Raw genomic sequence first — 26312 nt, 5'->3', positions numbered from 1 at the left:
GTTCCGGCAAGGCGCTCAGCGTTCCTCCTCGCCCCGGTCGTCCCCCGCCGCCTCCTTCAGGACCGGGAAGCGGCGGGGAGCGAGGGTGAGCAGGGCCAGGAGCGCCAGGGCCGCCGCTCCTGCCGCGCCCAGGTAGACGTAGTCGACCGCCGCCTCGACCGCCCGCCGCAGGTGGTCCATGGTCTCGGCGGTGAGGGACGCGGGGTCGTCCAGGGCGCGGGCCAGGGTGTCCAGGTCGCTGCCGCCGCCGAGGCGGGCCGCGAGGACCCCGTTGGCGACCGCGCCGAAGAGTGCCGCGCCGACGCTCTGGCCGACCTGGCGGCAGAAGAGGACCGAGGCCGTCGTCGTGCCCCTCTCCTCGTACGGGACGGTCGACTGGACGCCGACGATCAGCGGCAGCTGGAAGAGGCCGAGCGTCCCGCCGAGCAGCAGCATCAGGAGTGCGGGCTGCCACGGTTCGCCGGGGAACGGCAGGAACGGGAAGGCGAGCAGCAGGAGCAGCGCGCCCGAGATGCCGAGGACGGCGGTGAGGCGGAAGCCGATGCGGTTGTAGACGCGGTTGGAGAGCGCTGCCGTGATGGGCCAGCTCAGGGTCCAGGTGGAGAGGACGAAGCCGGCGGCTATCGGGCCGAGGCCCAGGACGGACTGGGCGTACGTGGGCAGGAAGACGGTCGGGGCGACCATCAGGAGGCCGAGGGCGCCCAGCGACAGGTTGACGGCGGCGATCGTGCGGCGCCGCCAGACCCAGCCGGGGATGATCGGTTCGGCGGCGCGCCGCTCGATGACGACGGTGAGGGCGCCGAGGACGGCGGCTCCGGCGAGCAGGCCGAGGGACGGGGCGGAGAGCCAGGGCCAGGCGACGCCGCCCTGGACGAGCGCGGTGATGAGCAGGGCGCCGGTGGCGAAGACGGCGAGCGCGCCGGCCCAGTCGATGCGGGGCTTCTCCCGGGGCGCGGTGCGCTTCGGTTCGACGAGGTGGCGGGTGATCAGCCAGAGCGCGACGAGTCCGATGGGCAGGTTGATCAGGAAGATCCAGCGCCAGTCGGCGTATCCGGCGAGCAGTCCGCCGACCGCCGGGCCGGCCACCGAGGAGGCGGCCCACACGGAGGAGAGCCTGGCCTGGATCCTGGGGCGTTCCTTCAGCGGGTACAGGTCGGCGGCGATGGTCTGGATCGTGCCTTGGAGCGCGCCGCCGCCGAGGCCCTGGACGATGCGGAAGGCGATGAGGGAGGCCATGCTCCAGGCGGCCGCGCACAGCAGGGAGCCGATGAGGAAGAGGACGACCCCGGCGACGAGGACGGGCTTGCGGCCGAAGGTGTCGCTGAGCTTTCCGTACACGGGCAGGGTGACGGTCACGGCGAGCAGGTAGCCGGAGAAGAGCCAGGAGAAGACGGCGAGTCCGCCGAGGTCGCCGACGATCTGGGGGACGGCGGTGGAGACGATCGTGCCGTCGATGGCGGCGAGGCCCATGCCGAGCATGAGCGCGGCCACGACGGGACCGCGACGCGCGGTCGCCGGGGAGCCGGGGGCGGGGGCGGTGGACCCGGCCTTTCCGGCGGGGGTGCCCGCCGGTGTCGTGGAGGACTCGGTCACCGCGAGATTCCTTTCTTCGTACACCTAAATGTTCGCCGTCAGGGTCTCACCGGTACCAGGGTCGGAGGAACCCCTAGGGGCCACTCCCCCATACGGGCCAGGGGTCGTTCGTCCCGGCGGAGGAGGAGAAGTCCGGTTCTCGCTTCTTAACTTGGACTTACAAACCCACCCACCGCTTCACCCCATCCACCTAGGAGAAGACCGTGACTTCGGCTGTGACCATCCCCAGGCACGGGGGTACTGGAGGGCGGACGGCCGTCGCCGCGCGGGCGCGGCAGGTCGTCAAGGCGTACGGCACCGGGGAGACCCGGGTCGTCGCGCTGGACTCCGTCGACGTGGACATCGCCCGTGGCCGCTTCACCGCGATCATGGGGCCCTCGGGCTCCGGCAAGTCGACCCTGATGCACTGCCTCGCCGGGCTCGACACCGTCACCAGCGGTGAGATCCATCTGGACGAGACCGAGATCACCGGGCTCAAGGACAAGAGACTCACCCAGCTGCGCCGGGACCGGATCGGCTTCATCTTCCAGGCCTTCAACCTGCTGCCGACCCTGAACGCCATCGAGAACATCACGCTCCCGATGGACATCGCCGGCCGCAAGCCGGACGCCGAGTGGCTCCGCCGGGTCGTGGACACCGTCGGTCTCTCCGACCGTCTCAAGCACCGGCCGAACCAGCTCTCCGGCGGTCAGCAGCAGCGCGTCGCCGTGGCCCGCGCGCTCGCAGCCCGGCCCGAGATCATCTTCGGGGACGAGCCGACCGGAAACCTCGACTCCCGGGCCGGCGCCGAGGTCCTCGGCTTCCTGCGGCAGTCGGTCGACGAGTTGGGCCAGACGATCGTCATGGTCACCCACGACCCGGTCGCCGCCTCCTACGCCGACCGGGTCCTCTACCTCGCCGACGGGCGGATCGTGGACGAGATGGAGCGGCCCACGGCCGACGCCGTCCTCGACCGGATGAAGGACTTCGACGCGCGCGGGCGGACGTCATGACCGTCCTCAAGACCTCGCTGCGCAACTTCCTCGCGCACAAGGGACGCATGGCGCTCTCCGCCGTCGCCGTCCTCCTCTCCGTCGCCTTCGTCAGTGGGACGCTCGTCTTCACCGACACCATGAACACGACGTTCGACAAGCTCTTCGCGTCGACCGCCTCCGACGTCACCCTCAGCGCCAAGAACGACGACAAGGGCGACGAGACGCCGGACCGCGGCCGCCCCGAAGCGTTCCCCGCCTCCGTCGTCGCCGAGGTCCGCGAGGCCGAGGGCGTCCAGGACGCGCAGGGCGCGGTCGTCTCGACCAGCGTCACCGTCGTCGACGCGGCGGACAAGAACGTCGGCCCGACCAGTGGCGCACCGACGATCGCCGTCAACTGGAGCCCCAACGAGCTCCGTTCGGTGGAGATCACCTCCGGTCACGAGCCGCGCGGCCCCACCGACGTGGTCGTCGACGGCGCCACCGCCGAGAAGCACGGCCTGAAGATCGGCGACGAGCTGCGGACCATCGCCGTCACCGGCGACTTCACCGCGAAGATCTCCGGCATCGTCGAGTTCAAGGTCACCAATCCGGGCGCCACCCTCGTCTACTTCGAGACCGCCACCGCGCAGCGTGAACTCCTCGGCAAGGAAGGCCTGTTCACCCAGGTCACCGCCGACGCGAAGCCCGGTGTCAGCGATGACGCCCTCAAGGCGAACATCGCCGCCGCCGTCGGCGAAGGATACGCGCTGCAGACCGCCGCCGAGGCCGCCGACGCGGGCCGTGAGGACGTCGCCGGCTTCCTCGACGTCATGAAGTACGCGATGCTCGGCTTCGCCGGGATCGCCTTCCTCGTCGGCATCTTCCTCATCGTCAACACCTTCTCCATGCTGGTCGCCCAGCGGACCCGCGAGATCGGCCTCATGCGGGCCATCGGATCCAGCCGCAAGCAGGTGAACCGTTCCGTCCTCGTCGAGGCGGTGATCCTCGGCGTCGTCGGCTCCATCGCCGGTGTCGCGGCGGGCGTCGGTCTCGCCGTCGGACTCATGGAACTCATGTCCTCCATGGGCATGGAACTCTCCACCCGCGACCTCACCGTCAAGTGGACGACCCCCGCCGTCGGCCTCGCCCTCGGCATCGTCGTCACCGTCCTCGCCGCCTACATCCCGGCCCGCCGCGCCGGGAAGGTCTCCCCGATGGCCGCCCTCCGCGACGCGGGCACCCCCGCCGACGGCAGTGCCGGACGGGTCCGGGGCGGCCTCGGCCTCGCCCTCACCGCCGCCGGCGCCGCCGCGCTGTGGGCCGCGACCCGCGCCGACGAGGCCGGTCCCGGATCCCTCTGGCTCGGCCTCGGCGTGGTCCTCTCCCTCCTCGGCTTCATCGTCATCGGCCCGCTCCTCGCGGGAGGTGTGGTCCGCGCCCTGGGCGCCGTCGTCCTGCGGATCTTCGGCCCGGTCGGCCGGATGGCGGAACGGAACGCGCTCCGGAACCCGCGCCGCACCGGCGCCACCGCCGCCGCCCTGATGATCGGCCTCGCGCTCGTCGCCGGCCTGTCGGTCGTCGGCTCCTCGATGGTCGCCTCGGCCACCGAGGAACTCGACCGGTCCGTCGGCGCCGACTTCATCGTGCAGAACGCCACCGGACAGCCGATCGTCCCGCAGGCACAGGCCGCCGTGAAGAAGGTCCAGGGCCTCGACCACGTCACCGAGTACAAGTGGGTCGACGCCACGATCACCGGCCCGCGCGGCAAGCCCTTCGAGCACGGGCTCGCCGCCACCGACCCGACGTACCCGCAGGACCTGCGCCGGGAGGTCGTCGCCGGGCGGCTCGCGGACGCCTACGGTCCTGGCGCCATGTCCGTCGGCAGCGACTACGCCACCGAGCACGGCGTCAAGGTCGGCGACACCCTCACCGTCGCCTTCAAGCGCGGCGAGACGGCGAAGCTGAAGGTCGTGGCGATCACCTCCGACGTCGCCAACGTCGACAAGGGCGCGATGTACACGAGCATCACGACCGCCGCCCGGCACGTCCCCGCCGACCGCATGCCGCAGACCGCCTTCCTCCTCGCGTCCGCGAAGGACGGCCAGGAGACGCGGACGTACGAGGCCCTCAAGGACGCCCTCGCGCCCTACCCGCAGTACAAGGTGAGCAACCAGGCCGACTACAAGGAGGACCTGAAGAACCAGATCGGCCAGCTCCTGAACATCGTGTACGGGCTCCTCGCCCTCGCGATCGTCGTCGCCGTCCTCGGTGTCGTGAACACCCTGGCCCTCTCCGTGGTCGAGCGGACCCGCGAGATCGGCCTGATGCGCGCCATCGGCCTCTCGCGGCGCCAGCTGCGCCGCATGATCCGCCTGGAGTCGGTGGTCATCGCGCTCTTCGGCGCCCTGCTCGGCCTCGGCCTGGGCATGGGCTGGGGCACGGCAGCCCAGAAGCTGCTCGCCCTGGAGGGGCTCGGCGTCCTGGAGATCCCCTGGCCGACGATCCTCACGGTCTTCGTCGGCTCGGCCTTCGTGGGCCTCTTCGCTGCCCTCGTCCCGGCCTTCCGCGCCGGCCGGATGAACGTCCTGAACGCGATCGCGAGCGAGTAGCCGCGTTCGGCGGAATTCGTACGGCCCCGGTGCGCGTGACGCGCCGGGGCCGTACGCGTGCTCAGACGGTGAGCACCGGCACGTCGTAGCGGGGGATGTGCTTGTCCCGGGTGACGAGGGTGAGCCCCTCGGTCTGCGCCTGCGCGATCAGTATCCGGTCGAAGGGGTCGCGGTGGTGGGGCGGGAGCTGTCCGGCGCGGATGCCGTGCTCCGCGACGATGGGCAGCGGGAGGAACTGCGTGTCCCGGGCCCGCTCCGCGACATCCACGGGAGCGTCGAGCTTGCCCGTGGCCTGCTTGACGGAGAGCTCCCAGGGAGTCACGGCGCTCATGTAGACCCAGCGCTCCCCGGCGAGCAGGTCGCGGATCTTGTCCGGGAGCTCTCCGCTGAGCCACCACAGGACGACGTGCGTGTCGAGCAGGAGCTTCACTCGGCGGCTCCGAAGGCCTCGTCGAAGCCCTCGGGGAGGTCGTCGAAGTCATCGGCGAGGGTGATCCGGCCCTTGAGGGAGCCGTAGTCGCTCCGGTGGACCTTGCCGGCCAGCGGGATCACCTTCGCGACCGGTTCGCCGGACTTGCTGATGATCACCTCCTCGCCGGTGGCGACCGCCTCCAGGATCTTGGAGAAGTGGGTCTTCGCCTCGTGGACGTTGTACTGCCGGGCTGCTTCCATCGCGGCCTCTCACAGCTAGGTGAAGCTGGGTGGACTAAGCAGAGGACTAAGTTTAGTCGTACGAGCGGTCCGGCTGCCAGCTCCGTCACTCTCCCGAGTGGCCACTTTCCTTCGGGCGAGTGACGGCGGCACGTCGTAGGCTGAGGGACGCACCGGGCGGCCGTACACGCCCGGGACCACCCGGCCCGTGAGACGTGCCGGGCTGTTCGCGTTGCCCCGCCCCCGTACTCCGAACCCGGGATGGAAGCTCCATGAGTCTGCACGGCCTGCTTGATGTAGTCGTCAAGGACGCGGCCCTCGCCGAGGCGGTGAAGGCCGCCGCCGACGGGAACCGCCCGAACGTCGACCTGGTCGGGCCGGCCGCCGCGCGTCCCTTCGCCGTCGCCGCGCTCGCCCGCGACTCGGGGCGCCCGGTCCTGGCCGTCACCGCGACCGGCCGGGAGGCCGAGGACCTGGCCGCCGCGCTGCGCTCGCTCCTGGACCCGGACACGGTCGCCGAGTACCCCTCCTGGGAGACGCTGCCGCACGAGCGGCTCTCGCCCCGCTCCGACACCGTCGGCCGCCGCCTCGCCGTGCTGCGCCGGCTCGCGCACCCGCGCGACGACGACCCGGCCGCCGGTCCGGTGAGCGTGGTCGTCGCGCCCATCCGCTCGGTGCTCCAGCCACAGGTCAAGGGGCTCGGGGACCTGGAGCCCGTGGCGCTGCGCAGCGGCCAGACGGCGGATCTGAACGAGATCGTGGCGGGCCTCGCGGCCGCCGCGTACTCCCGGGTGGAGCTCGTCGAGAAGCGCGGCGAGTTCGCCGTGCGCGGCGGCATCCTGGACGTCTTCCCGCCCACCGAGGAGCATCCCCTCCGGATCGAGTTCTGGGGCGACGACGTCGAGGAGATCCGCTACTTCAAGGTGGCGGACCAGCGCTCCCTCGAAGTCGCCGAGCACGGTCTGTGGGCGCCGCCCTGCCGTGAGCTGCTGCTGACCGAGGACGTGCGGGAGCGGGCGGCGGCGCTCGCCGAGGCCCACCCGGAGCTGGGCGAACTCCTGAACAAGATCGCGGAGGGCATCGCGGTCGAGGGCATGGAGTCGCTGGCCCCGGTCCTCGTCGACGACATGGAGCTGCTGCTCGACGTGCTGCCGAAGGGCGCCATGGCCGTGGTCTGCGACCCGGAGCGGGTCCGGACCCGGGCCGCCGACCTCGTCGCCACGAGCCAGGAGTTCCTCCAGGCGTCCTGGGCGGCGACCGCCGGCGGCGGCGAGGCCCCGATCGACGTCGGCGCGGCCTCCCTGTGGGGGATCGCGGACGTCCGGGACCGGGCGCGCGAGCTGGACATCGCCTGGTGGTCGGTGGCGCCGTTCGCGGCGGACGAGGTCCTGTCGGGGGACACCCTGCTCCTCGGCATGCGCGCCCCGGAGTCGTACCGCGGCGACACCGCCCGGGCGCTCGCCGACACCAAGGGCTGGCTCGCCGACGGCTGGCGCACGGTGTACGTGACGGAGGCCCACGGCCCCGCGACCCGTACGGTCGAGGTCCTCGGTGGCGAGGGCATCGCCGCCCGCCTCGAAGCGGACCTGGCGGAGATCGCGCCGTCCGTCGTGCACGTGTCGACCGGCTCCATCGACTACGGCTTCGTCGACCCGGCGCTCAAGCTGGCCGTCCTCACCGAGACCGACCTGTCCGGCCAGAAGGCGGCCGGCAAGGACGGTCAGCGGATGCCGGCCAAGCGCCGCAAGACCATCGACCCGCTGACCCTGGAGGTCGGCGACTACATCGTGCACGAGCAGCACGGTGTCGGCCGGTACGTGGAGATGGTCCAGCGGACGGTGCAGGGCGCGACCCGCGAGTACCTCCTCGTCGAGTACGCCCCCGCCAAGCGCGGTCAGCCCGGCGACCGGCTGTACATCCCGACCGACCAGCTGGAGCAGGTCACCAAGTACGTCGGCGGCGAGGCCCCGACCCTGCACCGGCTCGGCGGCGCGGACTGGACGAAGACGAAGGCGCGCGCGAAGAAGGCCGTCAAGGAGATCGCCGCCGACCTGATCAAGCTGTACTCGGCGCGGATGGCGGCCCCCGGTCACGCCTTCGGCCAGGACACCCCGTGGCAGCGCGAGCTGGAGGACGCCTTCCCGTACGCGGAGACGCCCGACCAGCTGTCCACCATCGCCGAGGTGAAGGAGGACATGGAGAAGACCGTCCCCATGGACCGTCTGATCTGCGGCGACGTCGGTTACGGCAAGACGGAGATCGCCGTACGGGCGGCCTTCAAGGCGGTCCAGGACGGCAAGCAGGTCGCGGTCCTCGTCCCGACGACGCTGCTGGTGCAGCAGCACTTCGGCACGTTCAGCGAGCGGTATTCGCAGTTCCCGGTGAAGGTGCGGGCGCTGTCCCGCTTCCAGACCGACACCGAGGCGAAGGCGACCCTGGAGGGGATGCGGGAGGGTGCGGTCGACGTCGTCATCGGCACCCACCGCCTCTTCGCCTCCGAGACGAAGTTCAAGGACCTGGGTCTGGTCATCGTCGACGAGGAGCAGCGCTTCGGCGTGGAGCACAAGGAGCAGCTGAAGAAGCTCCGTGCCAACGTCGACGTGCTGACCATGTCGGCCACGCCGATTCCGCGAACCCTGGAGATGGCGGTGACGGGCATCCGTGAGATGTCGACGATCACCACCCCGCCGGAGGAGCGGCACCCGGTCCTCACCTTCGTCGGCCCGTACGAGGAGAAGCAGATCGGCGCCGCGATCCGGCGCGAACTCCTCCGCGAGGGGCAGGTCTTCTACATCCACAACCGGGTCGACTCGATCGACCGGGCCGCGGCGCGGCTGCGCGAGATCGTGCCCGAGGCGCGGATCGCGACGGCCCACGGCCAGATGTCGGAGTCGGCGCTCGAACAGGTCGTGGTCGACTTCTGGGAGAAGAAGTTCGACGTGCTGGTGTCGACGACGATCGTGGAATCCGGCATCGACATCTCCAACGCCAACACCCTCATCGTGGAGCGCGGCGACAACTTCGGTCTCTCGCAGCTCCACCAGCTGCGCGGCCGGGTCGGCCGGGGCCGCGAGCGCGGCTACGCGTACTTCCTGTACCCGCCGGAGAAGCCGCTGACGGAGACCGCGCACGAGCGGCTCGCGACGATCGCCCAGCACACCGAGATGGGCGCGGGCATGTACGTGGCGATGAAGGACCTGGAGATCCGCGGCGCGGGCAATCTGCTCGGCGGCGAGCAGTCGGGTCACATCGCGGGCGTCGGCTTCGACCTGTACGTCCGGATGGTCGGCGAGGCGGTCGCGGACTACCGGGCGCAGATGGAGGGCGGCGTGGAGGAGGAGGCGCCGCTGGAGGTCAAGATCGAGCTCCCGGTCGACGCGCACATGCCGCACGACTACGCGCCGGGGGAGCGGCTGCGGCTCCAGGCCTATCGCTCGATCGCCTCGGCCAACTCGGAGGAGGACATCAGGGCCGTACGCGAGGAGCTCACCGACCGGTACGGCAAGCTGCCCGAGCCGGTCGAGAACCTGCTCCTGGTGGCGGGCCTGCGGATGCTGGCGCGCGCGTGCGGCGTCGGCGAGATCGTCCTCCAGGGCCCGAACATCCGCTTCGCCCCGGTGGAGTTGAGGGAGTCGCAGGAGCTGCGGCTGAAGCGGCTTTACCCGCGGACGGTCATCAAGCCGGCCGTGCACCAGATCCTGGTGCCGCGCCCGACGTCGGGCAAGATCGGCGGGAAGCCGGTGGTGGGGCGTGAACTCCTCGCGTGGACGGGCGAGTTCCTGACGACGATCCTGGGGTCGTGAGGCGCTGACTGTCCCCCGGGCGGTTCCGCCGAACCGCCCGGGGCGCGTCCGTCAGAGCTCGTCGAGGTCGAGCGCTCCGGCCATCGCCTCGTACCCCGCGTCGTTCGGGTGGAGGCCGTCGCCCGAGTCGTACGCGGGGAGGATGCGGTCCCGGTCGGCCGGGTCCGCGACCGCGCGGTCGAAGTCGACGACGGCGTCGTACGCGCCGGAGGTGCGGATCCAGTCGTTGAAGGCGTCCCGCTTGGCCTCGTTCGCCGGGGTGTCGTAGAAGGAGCCCTTGATCGGGGTGAGGGTCGCGCCGATGACCTTGAGGCCCTTGGCGTGGGCCTCGCGGATCAGGGTGCGGTGGCCCGCGATCAGCTGGTCGACGGGGACGTCGGGGGTGGCGGCCGCCGGGAAGTCGACGGTGCTGCCGCCGATGTCGTTGATGCCTTCGAGGACGACGACGGTCCGTACGCCGGGCTCGGTGAGGACGTCCTGGCGGAAGCGGGTGAGGGCCTTCTCGCCCGCCCAGGTGGTGTCGTTGACGACCTGGTTGCCGGCGATGCCGTGGTTGACGACGGCGCGGGGGCGGCCGGCGTCGGCGAGGCGGTCGGCCAGCTCGTCGGGGTAGCGGCTGTCGGTGTTCGGCGTGGAGCCGACGCCGTCGGTGATGGAGTCGCCGAAGGTCACGACGCCGTTGCGGCGGGCGGTGTCCCGGCCGCCGGTGACCTCGATGCCGGAGAGGAAGTACCAGGACTCGCTGGTCTCCCGGAAGGCGGCGCCGGACAGGTCGGCGCGGTGGTCGCCGGTGGCGCGGTAGCTGGTGGCCGAGGAGAAGTGGTGGAAGGTGGCGGGTCCGGTCTCGCCCGCCAGGTAGAGGGTGACGGTGAGCGACTCGAAGGCCTTGACGGGGAGGTTCGCGGCCTCGCTGAGGAGGGTGCCGCCGACCGGGATCGTGGCGGACGCCCGCCCGTCGAAGCGGAGTCGGCGTACGGAGCCGGGGCGTACCGCGCTGCCTTCGGCCGTGCGGGCCACGGTCGCGCCCGTGATCCGCAGCGGAGTGGTGCCGTAACGATTCGTCAGCTCGATCCGGGCCCGGGTGCCGCCGGTGGTGACGCGGACGACCTGGCGGACCGTGTGGTTGTCGAAGCCCTGCTGCGACCAGTTGGGGGTGAGGGGCGCGGTCGGCGACTGCGGGGAGGCCGCCCAGGCGGCGCGCCAGGAGGGGCCCTGGTGGCCGGTGTCGGCGAGGGCGGTGGGGGCTAATCCGAGGACGGCGGCGGTGAGGAGGGCTGTGGCGGTGCGGCGGAGCGTGTTCGTCGATTGCATGCTTGCGTCAATTACTGGCAGGCGCGGGCTATTCCCGCTCCTCGGAGGAGAGTTGGCCGGTGAAGAGCAGGCCGGTGAGCGAGCGGAAGTACTCCTCGGGGTCGCGGCCGCCCAGCGCCGCGTCGACGTTGCCGGTGAGGAGCAGGGTCGCGAAGCCGTGGGCGAGCGACCAGGCGGCGATGCCCGCCGTGCGGGCGTCGGGGACGTCCCGCAGGCCGGCGACGCCCGCGCGGAGTTCGGCGGAGGCGCGCTCCTTGGCGGCGAGGAGCACGGGGTCGTCGGTGCGGAGCAGCTCCGGCTGGAACATCACCTGGAAGTGGGCGGGGTGGTCCGTCGCGAACCGTACGTAGCGCACTCCGCGTTCGCGCAGTTCGGGTGCCCCGGCGAGGGCCGCGGCCAGGAGGTCGTACCCCTCGGCGGCGATCGCGGTGAGGAGTCCGGTGCGGTCCTTGAAGTGGTGCGCGGGGGCGGCGTGGGAGACGCCGGCGCGGCGGGCGAGGTCGCGCAGGCTCAGCGCCCCGGGGCCCTCGGCGGCGATCACGTCGAGGGCGGCGGCGAGGACGGACTGCCGCAGGTCGCCGTGGTGGTAGGTGTTCCGGCTCGTCATGGCAGCAGCCTAGCCGCTATCTAGGCATTGACAAGTTCACAGGAGGCGGGCAATCTTGTCAGTGTCAAGTTGTTGATGGGTGAGTCGATGACGAGGGAGACCGCCGTGGAAGCCGGCCGCGTACGTCAGATGTGGCACCTGCTCGAACCCCTGCACGCCCTGCTCTACTACGCCCCCGAGGCCTTCGACGAGGCCGCCGCACTCGGCTACGGGACCGCCGAGCGCTGGCCCTCCTACTTCGCCTGGCGCTCCGCCCCGCTGGGCGCGACCGGCCCGGCCCGGGTGTCCGCGGCCCGGGTGACCTCGGCCTTCTACAGCTTCAGCCCCGCCATGGTCGCCCGGTACGTCCCGGGCGAGACGTCCGCGGCCCCCGCCGAGGTGCTCGCCGCCCGGCTCAGGGCCGTCGACCGCACCTACCGGGCCGTCCTCGGCGAGGACACGGTCAAGAGCCCCGAGCTCGCCGAGGCCGCCGCCCTCGCCCGCCGCGCCGCCGAGGCGGTCGTCCCCCTCGGCACCGCCGGGCGCCCGCTCGCCGCCGCCAACGCCGAACTGCCCTGGCCCGAGGCCCCGCACCTGGTCCTCTGGCAGGCCGCGACGATCCTGCGCGAGCACCGCGGCGACGGCCACCTCGCCGCGCTCCTCGCCGCCGGGCTCGACCCGGTCGAGGCGCTCGTCTCCTTCGCGGCGGTCGGCGCGGCCCCCGAGGCCGTCTTCGAGAGCCGCGGCTGGTCCGCCGCCGAGTGGTCCGCCGCCCGCGCGCGGCTGGCCGCCCGCGGACTCGTCGACGGGACCGGCGCGGCCACCGACGCGGGCCGGACCCTGCGCGCCGAGGTCGAGCTGCGTACGGACGAACTGGCCGCGGCCCCCTGGGCCGCCCTCGGCCCCGAGGCCACGTCCCGGTTCGCCGAACTCCTCGGCGGCCCCTGGCTGGCGGCGATCGGCTCCGGCCTGCTCCCCGCCGAGAACACGCTGGGCATCGGCAAGATCTGAGGCGGCGGAGGCTGTCCGGGTGGGCCCCCGCCTAGGATGCGGGGGTGTTCACGCAGCGGACGTTCCTCATATATCGAAGGCCCTTGACCGCCACCGTGCTTGCCGCGGCCGCTCTCGTCACCACCGCCTGCACGCCCGGCGCCGACACCCCGTCGTCCGACGGCAGCCGGGGCGGGAAGCCCGCCGCGCGCGGGTCCGCGCTCGCCGCCGTGGACACCCTGACCGTCAAGGGGCGCGCCCCGAAGACCGGCTACGAGCGGGAGAAGTTCGGCCGGGCCTGGGCGGACGTCGACGGCAACGGCTGCGGCACCCGCGACGACATACTCAAGCGCGACCTGACCGGCGTCCGCTTCACGGACGGTCACTGCAAGGTCGCCTCCGGCACCCTGACGGACGATCCGTACACCGGCACCACCGTCGGCTACGTCCGGGGCCGCAGCAAGGTCGACATCGACCATGTCGTGGCGCTCTCCGACGCCTGGCAGAAGGGCGCCCAGAAGTGGGACGCGGGCACCCGGCGCCGGTTCGCCAACGACCCGCTCAACCTCCTCGCCGTGGACGCCTCCACGAACCGCCGCAAGTCCGACGGCGACGCCGCGACCTGGCTCCCGCCGAACCGGGCGTACCGCTGCACGTACGTGGCCCGGCAGGTCGCGGTGAAGAAGAAGTACGGGGTGTGGGTGACCGGCGGCGAGCGGGACGCGATGAAGCGGGTCCTCGGCGGCTGCCCGCAGCAGAAGCTTCCGTAGACCGCCGACCGGCCGGGAAAATCGGTTGGCCCCCGAGAAGATGATCTTTATCCTGCCCGCATGGACCTGAACATATCGACCCTCGCCGATCGTCCCGAGCTGGAAGGGCCGATGTGGGGCATGCTCGACCTCTGGCCCGAGTTCATGATGTACGACCCGGTGGGCTGGGCGAACATCGGCCGGATCGTGCGCGAGCTGCCGGAGTACGTCCTCGTGGCCACCGACGCCGACGGCAAGGTCGTCGCCCGCGGCTTCAGCGTCCCCTTCCGGATGGACGTCGACGGCCGCCGCGAGCTGCCGCCCCGCGGCTGGGACGAGGTGCTGCTCTGGGCCTTCTCCGACCTGCGGGCCGGCCGTGAGGCGGACACCGTCAGCGCGATCGAGATCACGGTCGACACGAGCGCGCTGGGCAAGGGCGTCTCGCACCGGATGCTCGCGGCGATGCGGGAGAACGTGCGGCGGCTCGGCTTCTCCGAGCTCGTCGCCCCGGTCCGGCCCAACGGCAAGCACCTGGAGGCCGGGTCCTCCATCCATGAGTACGCCTTCCGCACCCGCGAGTCCGACGGCCTGCCGGTCGACCCGTGGCTGCGCGTCCACGTCCGCGCGGGCGGTGTCGTCGAGGCGGTGGCCCCGGCCTCGATGACGATCGGGGGCTCCGTCGAGCAGTGGCGCAAGTGGACCGGCCTGCCGTTCGACACGGACGGCCCGGTCGAGGTCGAGAGCGCCCTCGTCCCGGTCCACTGCGAGGCCTCGCGCGGCTACGCGGTCTACGTCGAGCCCAACGTGTGGGTCCGCCACCGCATCTCCTGAAACGCGGACGCCCGGGGCCGATGGTGACCGGGCGGGGCCGATGGCGACCGGTCGGGGCCCCGGGGGTGATCTTCACGGCGGGGGATGTACCGTACGGCGTCCCCTGCCGTACACCCGTACGCCCGCGCGCGCCCGCCGCCGGGCGGCATCCGTGAGAGGTCCAGCGATCGTGAACCAGGCCGCTTTCGAGAAGGGCGTGGAACCGCCACGCCGCAAGGGACTGCCCGGACCGCTTCCCCGCGTCGCGCTGGCGTCGGTGCCGCTGGTGAGTCTCGGGGTTCTCGGTCTCGTGCCCTCTCTCGTGATCGCCCTCCGTCGTGGCACGCGCGGCGACTGGCTCGCCGCGCTGCTGTTCACGGCCGCCTCGGTCGGCTGGTGCTTCCAGATCGCCCTGACCCCCGAGGAGACCCACGGCTTCCCGTACCTCCTCGACCTGCTGCTGCTGGCCACCTCCACCCTGGGCGCGGCGGCGCACTGCCTGCTCGCCGGCCGAGGCTCCACCGCGGGAGCCCGCCGATGAAGACCCGTCGCACCTGGCGCACCTCGGCGGGGAAGAGCGCCCCCGAGACCGGTGCCCGGATTCCCGAGCTGCTCGCCGCCGCGGCCGGCGCGCTGCGCGGCCGGGCCGGCTGGGCCGTGGCGGCGGTCGTCGTCCTGGTCCTCGGTCTCTTCGGCGCCCGGCTGTTCGCCGGGTCCGACGGCGGGAGCACCACCCCGCCCGACACGCGTGCCCGGGAGTACCAGGACTTCGACGCCTGCTTGCTCACCGGCGAGAAGGGTGTCGTCGCAGGCGCTCCCGCGGAGCCGGTCTGGGAGGGCATGCGGACGGCCTCGGAGGGCGAGGGCCGCCACATCCGGGTCACCTTCGTGCCGGTGATGGGGGAGCAGTCGACGGCGAACGCCCGGCCGTTCCTCAACGGTCTCGTGCAGCGGGACTGCGAGATCGTCCTCGCCTCGGGCGCTCCGCAGGTGACGGTCGCCGAGGAAGCCGCCGAGAAGAACCCGAAGGTGCGCTTTGTGGTGATCGGTCAGGGTGAGGGCGATGGCCGGGGTGAGGGCCGCGAGCGCGACAACCTGGCGCGCGTGACGCCCGGTCCTGCTCTCGCGGAGGAGGTCGCGAAGACCGTCGCGCGGATCGTCGAGGGCGACTGAGGGCGACTGAGGTCGACCGGGCTCGGCCGAGGGCTCGGCTGAGGGTTCGGCTGAGGGCTCGGCCGAGGGTGATCAAGATCGACAAGGGTTCCTACTCGCCAGTAAAGACAGGGTAAAAACCGGGACCCTGCATGGAACCTCCGTTCGGTCATCGGGCAGGCTCGCGAGGCTTTGTAAGCATCGCGTTAGTAAAGGCTGGCCCATGCGTATACGCCGGGTCCGTAGCCCTCGCCTGTTCCCACCGGGTCGTACCGGGAGACGCAGGCTGAGGGCTACGGCTCTTTCCGTACTCATCTCACTGTTCCTCATGCTCACCACCGAGACCGCGATGGCCACCGGGGCCACGCTCTCGGCGGTGCGGCTGCCGGAGCTCTCCCTGTCGGGGCTGTGGAAGTGGGTGAGCGAAGACCCCCTGGACACCCCTGATCAGCAGAGCGGCACGGCCCGTGGCAAGAGCCATGACGCGTCGTCGGCCGCCACGAGCAACGAGGGCGAGGCCGGCCGCAAGCCCGGCAAGGGCAAGGGCGAGCTCGCCCCGTTCGAGCGGGAGACCGACACCCCGGCCAAGTCCACCACGGGCGAGGCCCCGGGGGACGCCGACAGCTTCGACGCCCGCACGAGCGAGCGGGACGCCAGGAAGTCGACCGCGACCTCGGACTTCTTCGTCAACGACGACGGTTCGACGACGGTCCGCCACTACACCGGCCGCTCGAACTTCAAGACGGCCGACGGCACGTGGAAGCCGATCGACACGAGCCTGACGGAGGACAAGGACGGTCGTCTCCAGCAGACCGCCAACTCCCTCGACATCGAGTTCGCGCCGACCGCCGCCGACCAGCAGCTGGCCTCGGTCGACTTCGGTTCCGGACGGTCGCTGGCGTACGCGCTGCGCGGCGCCGCCAAGGCCGAGCCGGTCCTGGCCGCCGACGGCACCGTGACCTACAAGGGTGTGCTGCCGGAGACCGACGTCCGGCTCGTGCCGCTCGCCGAGGGCTTCAAGGAGTACGTGGTCCTGGCCTCCCCGGCCGCCGCGAACTCCTGGGTCTTCCCCCTCGACGTGAAGGGCCTGACGCCGCGGATCGCTGCCGACGGTGACGTCGAGTTCACGGATGCGACGGGTGCGGTGGTCGCCACGATCCCGCACGCGTACATGGAGGACTCGAAGATCGACCCGCGCTCGGGCGACGCCGCCCAGTCCCGGGCCGTCACCTACGAGCTGATCACGGTCGACGGCGAGCCGGCCCTGCGGATGACCGCGGACCGCGCCTGGCTGGACGCCCCCGAGCGGGTCTACCCGGTCAGCATCGACCCGACGGTCGCCGCGTCCAACTCCACGTACACGCAGAACACCATCTCGGGTGACCACTCCACCGAGAACATGATCAAGGTCGGCTCGTACGACTCGGGCACGAACAAGACCAACTCGTTCCTGCAGTTCTCGTCGCTCGGCACGACGCTGAAGGGCCAGCGGGTCTCCGCGGCGACCCTGAACGTGTACGCGCTCTGGTCCTCGACCTGCGACCCGCAGTCGTTCTCGGTCCACCCGGTGACCCAGTCCTGGACCCCGTCCGGCGTCACCGCCTACCCCGGCCCGGCCTACGGCGCCGCCATCGGCACCGCGACGCCCGCGCCCGGGGCCTCGTGCTCCAACAGCGCCGGATCGACGTCCGTCGGTGTGAAGATGCCGGTCTCGCTGTCGACGTCGTGGTTCAAGCAGGTCGCCACCGGTGGGGCGAACTACGGTCTCGCGCTGACCGCGCCGACCAACGACATGCTCCACTGGAAGAAGTTCCACTCGGACAACTCGACGACCGCCGGTTTCCGCCCGGCGCTCGACCTGACCTACACGGCGAACACGAAGCCGCAGGTCAACGCCCAGTACCCGCCGGAGAACTTCCAGGCGAACACGCTCCAGCCGGAGCTGCTCGTCTACGCGACCGACGCCGACGGCTGGCCCGAGGCGCTCTCGTACTCCTTCGAGGTGTACGACGCCGACTCGACCGCCACGACCCCGGTCGCCACCTCCGGAGTGATCGCCGACCGCGCCTGGAAGGTGCCGGCCGGCAAGCTGACCTGGTCGAAGAACTACGTCTGGTACGTGAGCGTCACCGACGGCTACGACTCGGTGCTCTACTCGGCCAGCCGCTTCTCCACCGCGGTCCCGCAGCCGCCCGTGACCTCGGGTCTGGCGCAGAACACCGACGGCCACGAGTTCGACCCGTCCGACGGCAACTACACGACCGAGGACACCGACGCGGACGTCCCCGTCATCGGCCCGTCCCTGGAGATCGACCGCTCGTACAACAGCCTCGACCCGCGGGTCGACAGCGCGTTCGGCGCGGGCTGGTCGACGGTCGTCGACATGAAGGCCGCCGAGACCAAGGACGGCGCCGGTGTCGTCACCAGCGTCGCCATCACCTATCCGGGTGGTGAGCAGGTCGCCTTCGGCCGCAACAGCAACGGCACCTTCCAGCCTCCGATGGGCCGCTACGCCCGTCTGGAGACGGTGACCGGCGGCTACAAGCTGACGGACAAGGACTTCACGGCCTACTCCTTCACGCAGGCGACCGGGAAGACCGGCGTCTACGCGATATCCGGCATCGTGGACTACGCGGGCCGCGCCGAGACGTTCACCTACAACGCCTCGCGCCAGCTCACGAAGATCACGAACACCACGTCCAACCGCTCTCTGACCCTCGCCTGGGCGACCCCGGCCGGAGCGACCGTCCCGCACGTGGACACCGTCGCCACCGACCCGTCCACGGCCGGCGACGCGAGCACCGCCCAGACCTGGAAGTACGGCTACACCGGCGACCAGCTCACCGGCGTGTGCCCGCCGGCGGACTGGACGAAGTGCACGACCTACACGTACACCACCGGCAACCACCACCGCACGACGGTGCTGGACGCGGACCCGTACGCGTACTGGCGGCTCGGCGAGGCGGCCGGGGAGACAGTCTCGAAGGACACGGTCGACGCCAACCAGGGCAAGTACAACGGCCTGTACCGGAACGTGACGCTGGGCTCCGCCTCGCTCCTCGCGGGCTCCACGCAGAAGACCGCCACGTTCAACGGCACCACGTCGTTCGTCGAGATGCCGAGCGCCCCCGGCGCGACGCCCTCGTACACGACGATCTCGACCTGGTTCAAGACCACCCAGGCCGGCGGTGTGCTCGTCTACTACGGTGACAAGCCGCTGAGCGACCCCGACCCGGTGGCGAACACCAGCTTCAACACCCCCGCGCTGTACGTCGGCACGGACGGCAAGCTGCGCGGCTGCCTGGCCACGGGACTCTGCGCCACCACCATCACCTCCACCGCCTCCGTCAACGACGGGCAGTGGCACCAGGCGGTCCTCACCGGCGCGGGCAACACCCAGACCCTGTACCTCGACGGTGTGTCGCAGGGCAGCAAGGCCGGTCAGATCAAGGACTGGAACACGCCCTACATCTCGCTGGGCGCGGGTGTGAACAACCGCGGCTGGCCCGCGATGAACCCGACGGACCAGCTCGGGCACTTCGCCGGTCAGCTGGCCGAGGTCGCGATCTACACCGAGCCGCTCAGCGCGGCCGTGATCGGTGCGCAGTACCAGGCCGCGAAGCGGTCCGCCGGTCTGCTGCAGAAGGTCACCACCCCGGGTGGCAAGACCCAGGCCTCGGTCGTCTACGGCACCACCGACGACCTGGTCCTCCAGGCCACCGACGCCAACGGCGGTACGTGGAAGCTGAACCCGGCGACCATCACGGGCTCCTCGCAGGTCTACCGTTCGGCCGTCATGGGCTCCGCCCCGGCCGGCTACTGGCGTCTGGGTGACACCCAGGCAGCGGCCCAGGCGGCGAACGAGCTCCACACCGGCTTCGGTACGTACAACACCGTCACCCAGGGAGCCGCGGGCCCCTTCGGTACCGGTGACAACACCGCCGCCACCTTCAACGGCACCAGCTCGTACGTCGAGCTGCCCTACTCCACCTGGCACACCAAGCCGGACCGTTCCGTGGAGCTCTGGTTCAAGACCGCCAAGCCCGGCGTGCTCATGAGCGACCAGGGCCTCCCGCTGGACAACGCCGCGGGAGCCGCCGGATCGTACAGCGACCTGCTCTACGTGGGCGCCGACGGCAAGCTGCGCGGCCACTGGTGGGCCACGGGCTGCCAGAGCAACGCGACCCTCGGTTCGACGAACTCCGTCACCGACAACACCTGGCACCACGCCGTCCTGACCGCGTCCGGCACCACGCAGACGCTGTACCTCGACGGTGCCAAGCAGGGCACCTGCACGGGCGCGGCGGCCGACCAGACCAACACCCGGACGTACATCGGTGCCGGTTTCGCCAAGAACTGGTACAGCTCGCCCGGTGACGTCTCCTACTTCACCGGCTCCATCGCCGAGGTCGCCGTCTACCAGGCGGGTCTCTCCGAGGACGACGTGGCCCGTCACTGGTCCGCGTACAAGGCGTCCTCCGGTGTCGCCCCCGTCCGCACGGTCAAGCTGACCGACCCGAAGGACAAGACCCTCACCTACGTCTACGACGCCGAGATGGGCAACCGCCTCCTCGCCGCCGTCGACACCGAGGGCAACCGCACCACCTACGGCTACGACACGGCCGGCTTCCTGCACACCATCACCGACGCCAACGGCAACCGGTCCATCACCGGCCACGACATCCGCGGCAACACGGTCTCCCAGACCACCTGCCAGGACACGGCCGCCAACAAGTGCTCCACCGACTACTACACGTACTACCCGGACGCGACCACCGCGTTCCCGCCGATGGACCTGCGCAACGACCTCGTGCTCACCGAGCGCGACGGCCGTTCCTCCGGCCCCACGGACGACACGTACAAGACCGGCTACACCTATGACACCGCCGGAAACCTGACCGCGGTCACCACGCCGCCGGTCGCCGGATTCCCGGCGGGCCGTACGGCGACGACCACGTACACCACCACCGCCACCCCGGCGATGGAGGGCGGCACCGCCAAGGCGCCGGCCGGTCTCGTGGCCCAGGTCGTCACGGCGGGCGGCAAGAAGACCTCGTACACCTACTACGCCAACGGCGACCTGGCGGAGATCACCGACGCCAACGGCGCCAAGGCGAGGTTCACGTACGACAACATCGGCCGCCAGCTCTCCAAGACCGAGACATCGGACGCGAACCCCGCGGGTCTGACCACCTCGCAGACGTACGACAAGTACGACCAGGTCGTCACCGAGACCACGCCGCCCACGACCAACCGGGTCACCGGCGCGGTCCACCAGGCACGCACCACCACCGCGTTCGACCCGGACGGCAACATCCTGTCCCAGTCCGTCGCCGACCTCACGGGCGGTGACACGGCGCGCACGACGTCCATGACGTACGACGCGTACAACCGGATGATCACCAGGACGGACCCGGGCGGCGACACCACGTCGTTCGAGTTCGACGTCTACGGCAACAAGGTCAAGGAGACGGACCCCGCGGGGACCGTGAACACCTACACCTTCGACGCCGAACAGCGCCCGCTGACCACCAACCTGCTCGGCTACACGGGCGACCCGTACAACCCGTCGCCTCCGACGACCCTCGTCCAGGAGTCGCGGGCGTACGACCCGGCCGGCCGGCTGGCCTCGATCACCGACCCCATGGGCTGGGTGACGGCGTACACCTACACCGACGACGGCCTGTCCGCGACCGTGGTCCGCAAGGACCCGCAGTCCGGGAAGTCCTTCACGGAGCAGGCGAACACCTACGACGCCGAGGGCAACCTGATCGAGCAGGTCACCAACGACGGTCAGACCCGCAACACCTTCACGGTGGACGCGGCCGACCGCACGACCTCCTCGGTCCTCGACCCGAACGGCCTCGCCCGGTCGACGAAGGTCACCTACGACCCCGACGACAACGTGGTCTCGGAGACGGAGACGGACCCCGCCACGGGGGACACCTCCACGACCGACACCCGCTACGACGACCTCGGCAACGTCACGGGCAACACGGTCCACGACGGCACCACTGCCCCGGTGGCCCGCTACAAGCTGGACGAGACGACCGGCTTCGGCCTGGCCGACTCCTCCGGTGGCAACGGCACCGGCAGCCACGGCACCGGCATGCACTGGAACACCGACCGGGGCGGCAGCGCCGCCTTCGACGGTGACGTCAACTCGTGGGCGCAGACCGAAGGCCCCGTGGTGAACACCGCGGGCAGCTTCACCGTCTCCGCGTGGGCGAAGCTGTCGGACCTCACGGCCGGCCGGACCGTGGTGTCCCAGGACTCCGACAACGTGTACGGCTTCGTGATCTACTACGCGACCGGTACGGGCTGGGCGTTCGCCCGGCCGCGTGCGGACGCGACGCCGCTGGCCTACGACCGGGCGGTCTCCGCTCCGTCGGCGGCCGTCGCGGGAGCATGGACCCACCTCGTGGGCGTGTACGACGCGCAGGCGGCGAAGCTGCGCCTGTACGTCAACGGCACGCTGGCGCAGGAGGTCCCGTACACCTCCTCGTGGGAGGCGACCGGTCCTCTGCAGATCGGCCGTCACAAGTACGGCACGGGGTACGACTACGAGTTCAAGGGCGGCATCGACGACGTCCAGGTCTACTCCGAGGCGCTGACCCCGGCGCAGATCACCGCGGTCAAGGGCGGCACCCTGCCGGCCGCCGGCAGCTCCGTCCGGACCGCCTCCTGGAAGCTGGACCAGCGCGGTCTGCCGACCGCGATGACCGACGCCGCGGGCAACAGGACGGACTACGGCTACGACGAGTCCGGCCAGCAGACCTCGGTCACCGAGCCGGCCGTGAACGCGGAGCAGAACGGCGGGACCCCGGTCTCCGTCCGTCCCGTCTCCATGACCGGCTACAACACCTTCGGTGAGCCGACCGAGTCCTCGGACCCGCTCGGCAACGTGGTGGTGACGGCCTACGACGCCGAGGGCCAGGAGACCTCGAACACCACGCCCGACTACACGGCGCCGGGGTCCACCACGCCGATGCGGGCCTCGTCCTGGAACGAGTACAACAAGCTCGGCCAGGTCACCGCGGAGATCGACCCGCTCGGCAACCGCACCACGTACACCTACACGCAGCTCGGCGACCTGGCCTCGGTCACGGAACCCGGCGGCGGCACCACCAAGTACACCTACGACACCAACGGCGACCAGCTCTCGGCCACCCGGCCGAACGGCGCCCGGCAGGAGACCACCTGGGACTACCTGGAGCGGCCGGTCACCAGCACGGACATCGTGCGCCAGCCGACCCAGCGGGCCTACACGTCCATCAACGAGTACGACGCTCCGGGCGGCGAGCTGTCCCGCGAGGTCTCCCCGACCGGGGTCACCCAGTCGTACAAGTACAACTCCGTGGGCGAGGTCGTCGAGACCACCGACGGCGCCGGGAACACCTCCCGGTTCACGTACGACATGGACGGCCAGGTCCTCACGGCCACCGACCCGGACGGCACGAGCAACCGGAACACGTACGACGGGTTCGGGCAGCTGGTCAAGGTCGAGGACCTCGACGCGCAGGGCGGTGTCCTGCGGTCGAGCAGCTCCACGTACGACCGGGCGGGCAACCCGGTCTCGCTGACCGACTACCGCGGTCACACGAAGTCCTTCACGTACGACGCGACGGGCGTGATCACGAAGCTGGTCGAGCCGGTCTCCGCGACCGAGTCGATCACGACGACGTACGGCTACGACGTGGCCGGCAACCGGACGCGCTTCACCGACGGCCGGGGCAACCCGTTCCTGACGACGTACAACGCCTGGGGGCTTCCCGAGTCCGAGATCGAGCCGGCCACCCCGACCCACCCGGACGCGGCGGACCGGACGTTCACCGCGGTGTACGACGAGGCGGGCCGCGCCAAGGAGATGCGCTCGCCCGGTGGCGTGACCGTCTCCTACGCGTACGACGCCAAGAGCCGCATGGTGCGTCAGTCGGGCACGGGTGCGGAGGCCGCCACGGTCGACCACACCTACGACTACGACGCCGACGACCGGATCACGGCCGTCGCGGGCGCGGGTGAGGAGAAGAACACCTTCTCCTACGACGACCGCGGTCTGCTCCTGTCGGCCTCCGGCCCCTCGGGCTCCTCGTCCTTCGCCTGGAACGGCGACGGGGCGATGACCGGGCGGACGGACGCCTCGGGCGCGTCGACGTACGGCTACGACACCGCCGGCCGGCTCAAGACCGTCGCCGACGGTGCGACCGGCACGTCGATGACGTACGCGTACGGCGTCAACAACGAGGTCACGTCGATCGACTACGGCTCCGGCAAGTCGAAGCGCAGCTTCGGCTACGACGCCCTTCAGCGGCTGACCAGCGACAGGCTGGTCTCGCCCACGGGCAAGGAGCTGGCCTCCACCACCTACGGCTGGGACGCCAACGACAACGAGACGTCCAAGACCACCACGGGGGTCACGGGCGCCACGGCCAACACGTACACGTACGACTGGGCCGACCGCCTGACGTCCTGGAACAACGGGACGGCGACGGAGGCCTACGGCTACGACGCGTCCGGCAACCGGACCCGCGTGGGCGGCGACACGTACACGTACGACGCCAGGAACCGGCTGACGTCGGACGGCAAGAACTCCTACACCTACACCGCGCGCGGCACGATGAGCGCGGTGACGGACGAGGGCGGCCTGACGACGCAGGTGAAGGCGGACGCCTTCAACCGGGTGATCCAGGAGGGGCAGCGCAGCTACACGTACGACGGCCTCGACCGGGTGCTCTCCGCCAAGGACGAGACCGGCCAGGAGATCCACTCCTTCCAGTACAGCGGCTCCGGCAACGACGTGGCCTCGGACGGTGTGACGTCCTACAGCCGCAACGCCGACGGCTCCCTGATGGGTGTGAAGACGGCGATCTCGTCGGTCCTCGCGCTGACCGACATGCACGACGACGTGGTGGCGCAGTTCACCGCGGCGGGTGAGGCACTGACCGGCTCGACGACGTACTCGCCGTTCGGCAAGGTCCTGCAGACCGCGGGCATGCTCGGTGCGCTCGGCTACCAGTCGGGCTGGACCGACCCGGAGACGGCCAAGGTCAACATGGCCGCGCGCTGGTACTCGCCGGAGACCGGCCAGTTCAACAGCCGGGACACGGTGGCCAACAGCGGTGTCCCGTCCTCGGTCGGGGCCAACCGTTACGCGTACGCGAACGGCAACCCGATGACGGGTGTCGACCCGACGGGCCACTGGTTCGAGTGGGCGAAGAAGGCCGTCAAGAAGGTCGCCAAGAAGGTGACCAAGACGGTCAAGTCGGCCTACAAGAAGACGAAGGCCGCGGTCAAGAAGGTCGCGAAGGTCGTCAAGAAGGCGGCGAAGGCCGTCAAGAAGGCCGTCAAGAAGGTGGCCAAGAGGGCGGTACGCGCGGTTCGCAAGACCGTCCGGTACGTCTCCGACAGCGTCAGAAAGGTCAAGAGATACGTCAAGCGGACGTATCACCGGGTCAAACGCGCCGTCCACAAGGTCGTCAAGCACGTCAAGAAGGCCGTACGGAAGGTCGCCAAGGCGGTCAAACACGTCGCCAAGAAGGTGGTGAAGGCGGCCAAGAAGGTCGGCAGAGCCGTCAAGAAGGCGGCGAAGGCGACAGCCAACTACGTGAAGCAGCACGCGGCGGGAATCGCCGCGGTGGCGACCGGCCTCGTGGTCTTCGCCGGCTGTACGGCCCTGACCGCCGGAGTCGGAGCCATCGGCTGCGCGGCGCTCGCGGGCGCGGCGGCCAACGGCGTCGGCTACCTGATGAGTGACGGCCCGAAGAGCGTCGGAGGCTTCCTCGGCTCCGTGGCGCTCGGCGCCGCGACCGGCGCCCTCGGTGGTGCCGTCGGCGGCCTGGCCGCCGGTGCGGCCGGCCGTCTCCTGGCCGGTGTGGGCGGCAAGATCGCCCAGGGCGCGGCCCAGGGTGCCGCTGGCGGTGCCGCGGAAGGCGCGGTCAGCTACGGCGTGTCCTGTGTCGGCAGCGACGAGGGCTGCAGCGTCGGCGGAGCGGCGAAGGCGACCGCGACGGGAGCCGCCGTAGGCGGTCTCTTCGGCGCGGCGGCGAGCAAGTTCGGCCGCAAGGGCTGCACGCCGCACAGCTTCACCGGTCTGACCGGCGTCGTGATGGCGAACGGCACGGTCAAGGCGATCGAGCAGGTCAAGGTCGGGGACTACGTCCTGACGGCCGAGCCCGGCAAGAAGACCAAGGAGAAGCACCGGGTCAAGGCGGTGATCGTCACCAAGACCGACCGGAACTACGTCGACGTGGTCGTCGCCACGAAGTCCGGCCCGAAGACGATCCAGACCACCAAGCACCACCAGTTCTACGAGGTCACCCGGAACGCCTGGACCCAGGCCTCCGACCTCAAGAAGGGCCAGCAGCTCCAGAGCGACGCGGGCACCCCGACGGCGATCGTCGAGGTGAAGCAGTACGAGGCGCAGCGCGTCACGTACGACCTGAGCGTGGAGGGGCTGCACACGTACCACGTGCGTGCGGGCAACCTGGCTGTCCTGGTTCACAACGACGACGGTGTGCGCGAGGTTTCCGGATCGGCCTGCCCCGTACCGCTCGGGCAGGCGAGGAAGCTGCTGGACGACGCCCAGGCCCTGCACGACACGATCAGTGCCAAGAAGGCCGCGACCGACATGGTCGGGGCCAGGAAGGCGGATCAGGGGACGACCGTCGCCACGGCCGTCCTCAACGGGCGCAAGGTCTATGCGGTGAACAACAACAAGACCTCGAAGGCGATGCGTGACCTGGCCGACGATCTCGGTTATGAGCGTATCCACGGGGCTGAGCACATCGACCAGGGAATTCGTACGCACGCTGAACAGATCCTGTTCAACGCGGTCGATGACGCGACGTTGGCGGGACGGGGTGTCATGGGCTCTTCGCGGCCTGCATGCAAGCCGTCCAGTCAGAATTGCGGTGCGCGTGCCGATGAATATCCCGGAATCAGCCTCTGGGAACGCAAGAGGGAGGCTCCATGGGAGCGTGAAGACTGACGTCCCGGCTTCCCGCTCTGACCTGACGTGGCTGGCTCGTAGGGTCGGCGGCGTGTCATGATACGGGGGCGCGCTCCGCTTCGGCGGGGTGCGCCCCTGTTTTTTCGTCGTTCCCCTT

General features: G+C 70.8%; 14 protein-coding genes. 9 read left to right on the top strand and 5 right to left on the bottom strand.

The window, feature by feature from the left end:
* Positions 1-15 precede the first annotated feature (15 nt).
* A complete protein-coding gene (locus tag OG361_RS16135; RefSeq protein WP_405854158.1) occupies positions 16-1593 on the bottom strand; it encodes an MFS transporter in 1578 nt (525 codons plus the stop codon).
* A 203-nt stretch (positions 1594-1796) separates the two neighbouring features.
* On the opposite strand from OG361_RS16135, the gene OG361_RS16130 reads away from it, so the two are divergent.
* A complete protein-coding gene (locus OG361_RS16130) occupies positions 1797-2585 on the top strand; it encodes an ABC transporter ATP-binding protein (protein WP_405854156.1) in 789 nt (262 codons plus the stop codon).
* Positions 2582-5155, top strand: coding sequence for an ABC transporter permease (locus OG361_RS16125; protein ID WP_405854154.1), 2574 nt, complete (start codon positions 2582-2584; stop codon positions 5153-5155). The genes OG361_RS16130 and OG361_RS16125 overlap by 4 nt, the downstream gene beginning before the upstream one ends.
* A 61-nt stretch (positions 5156-5216) precedes the next feature.
* On the opposite strand, the gene OG361_RS16120 is transcribed toward OG361_RS16125, so the two are convergent.
* Both OG361_RS16120 and OG361_RS16115 read right to left on the bottom strand, forming a co-directional pair.
* The gene (locus OG361_RS16120; protein WP_384565001.1) at positions 5217-5585 is read right to left on the bottom strand and encodes a type II toxin-antitoxin system VapC family toxin; all 369 of its coding nucleotides are present in this window, start codon (positions 5583-5585) and stop codon (positions 5217-5219) included.
* Positions 5582-5827, bottom strand: a complete 246-nt coding sequence (locus OG361_RS16115; protein ID WP_405854152.1) for a type II toxin-antitoxin system Phd/YefM family antitoxin — start codon at positions 5825-5827, stop codon at positions 5582-5584. Before OG361_RS16115 ends, OG361_RS16120 begins: the two co-directional genes overlap by 4 nt.
* Positions 5828-6078: 251 nt before the next feature.
* Here OG361_RS16115 and mfd point away from each other — a divergent pair, with 251 nt between their 5' ends.
* On the top strand, positions 6079-9609 hold the full coding sequence (mfd, locus tag OG361_RS16110) for a transcription-repair coupling factor (RefSeq protein ID WP_405854150.1): 3531 nt from the start codon (positions 6079-6081) through the stop codon (positions 9607-9609).
* Positions 9610-9660: 51 nt separating this feature from the next.
* Here the strand turns inward: mfd and OG361_RS16105 are convergent, their stop codons facing one another.
* Complete coding sequence (locus OG361_RS16105; protein ID WP_405854148.1) at positions 9661-10920, bottom strand: SGNH/GDSL hydrolase family protein; 1260 nt, start codon at positions 10918-10920, stop codon at positions 9661-9663.
* A 28-nt stretch (positions 10921-10948) separates the two neighbouring features.
* Positions 10949-11527 (bottom strand): TetR/AcrR family transcriptional regulator, encoded by a 579-nt coding sequence (locus tag OG361_RS16100; RefSeq protein ID WP_405854146.1) that lies wholly within the window; start codon positions 11525-11527, stop codon positions 10949-10951.
* An 87-nt stretch (positions 11528-11614) separates the two neighbouring features.
* Here OG361_RS16100 and OG361_RS16095 point away from each other — a divergent pair, with 87 nt between their 5' ends.
* The 6 genes from OG361_RS16095 to OG361_RS16070 all read left to right on the top strand — a co-directional run bounded on the left by OG361_RS16095 (position 11615) and on the right by OG361_RS16070 (position 26194).
* Entirely contained in the window at positions 11615-12517 is a 903-nt protein-coding gene (locus OG361_RS16095; protein WP_405854144.1) for an SCO6745 family protein, read from the top strand.
* A gap of 83 nt (positions 12518-12600) precedes the next feature.
* A complete protein-coding gene (locus tag OG361_RS16090) occupies positions 12601-13266 on the top strand; it encodes an HNH endonuclease family protein (protein ID WP_405854142.1) in 666 nt (221 codons plus the stop codon).
* Positions 13267-13326: 60 nt separating this feature from the next.
* Entirely contained in the window at positions 13327-14076 is a 750-nt protein-coding gene (locus tag OG361_RS16085; RefSeq protein WP_405854140.1) for an N-acetyltransferase, read from the top strand.
* A 169-nt stretch (positions 14077-14245) separates the two neighbouring features.
* The gene (locus OG361_RS16080) at positions 14246-14596 is read left to right on the top strand and encodes a hypothetical protein (RefSeq protein ID WP_405854138.1); all 351 of its coding nucleotides are present in this window, start codon (positions 14246-14248) and stop codon (positions 14594-14596) included.
* Positions 14593-15228, top strand: a complete 636-nt coding sequence (locus OG361_RS16075) for a BMP family ABC transporter substrate-binding protein (RefSeq protein WP_405854136.1) — start codon at positions 14593-14595, stop codon at positions 15226-15228. Before OG361_RS16080 ends, OG361_RS16075 begins: the two co-directional genes overlap by 4 nt.
* Before the next feature lie 307 nt (positions 15229-15535).
* Positions 15536-26194, top strand: a complete 10659-nt coding sequence (locus OG361_RS16070; RefSeq protein ID WP_405854134.1) for a LamG-like jellyroll fold domain-containing protein — start codon at positions 15536-15538, stop codon at positions 26192-26194.
* Positions 26195-26312 lie beyond the last annotated feature (118 nt).

It is taken from the genome of Streptomyces sp. NBC_00090 (assembly GCF_045160815.1).
Taxonomy (GTDB): Bacteria; Actinomycetota; Actinomycetes; order Streptomycetales; family Streptomycetaceae; genus Streptomyces.
Note: the sequence above shows the minus strand (reverse complement) of the source record. Positions and strands in the feature narration are given on the sequence as shown.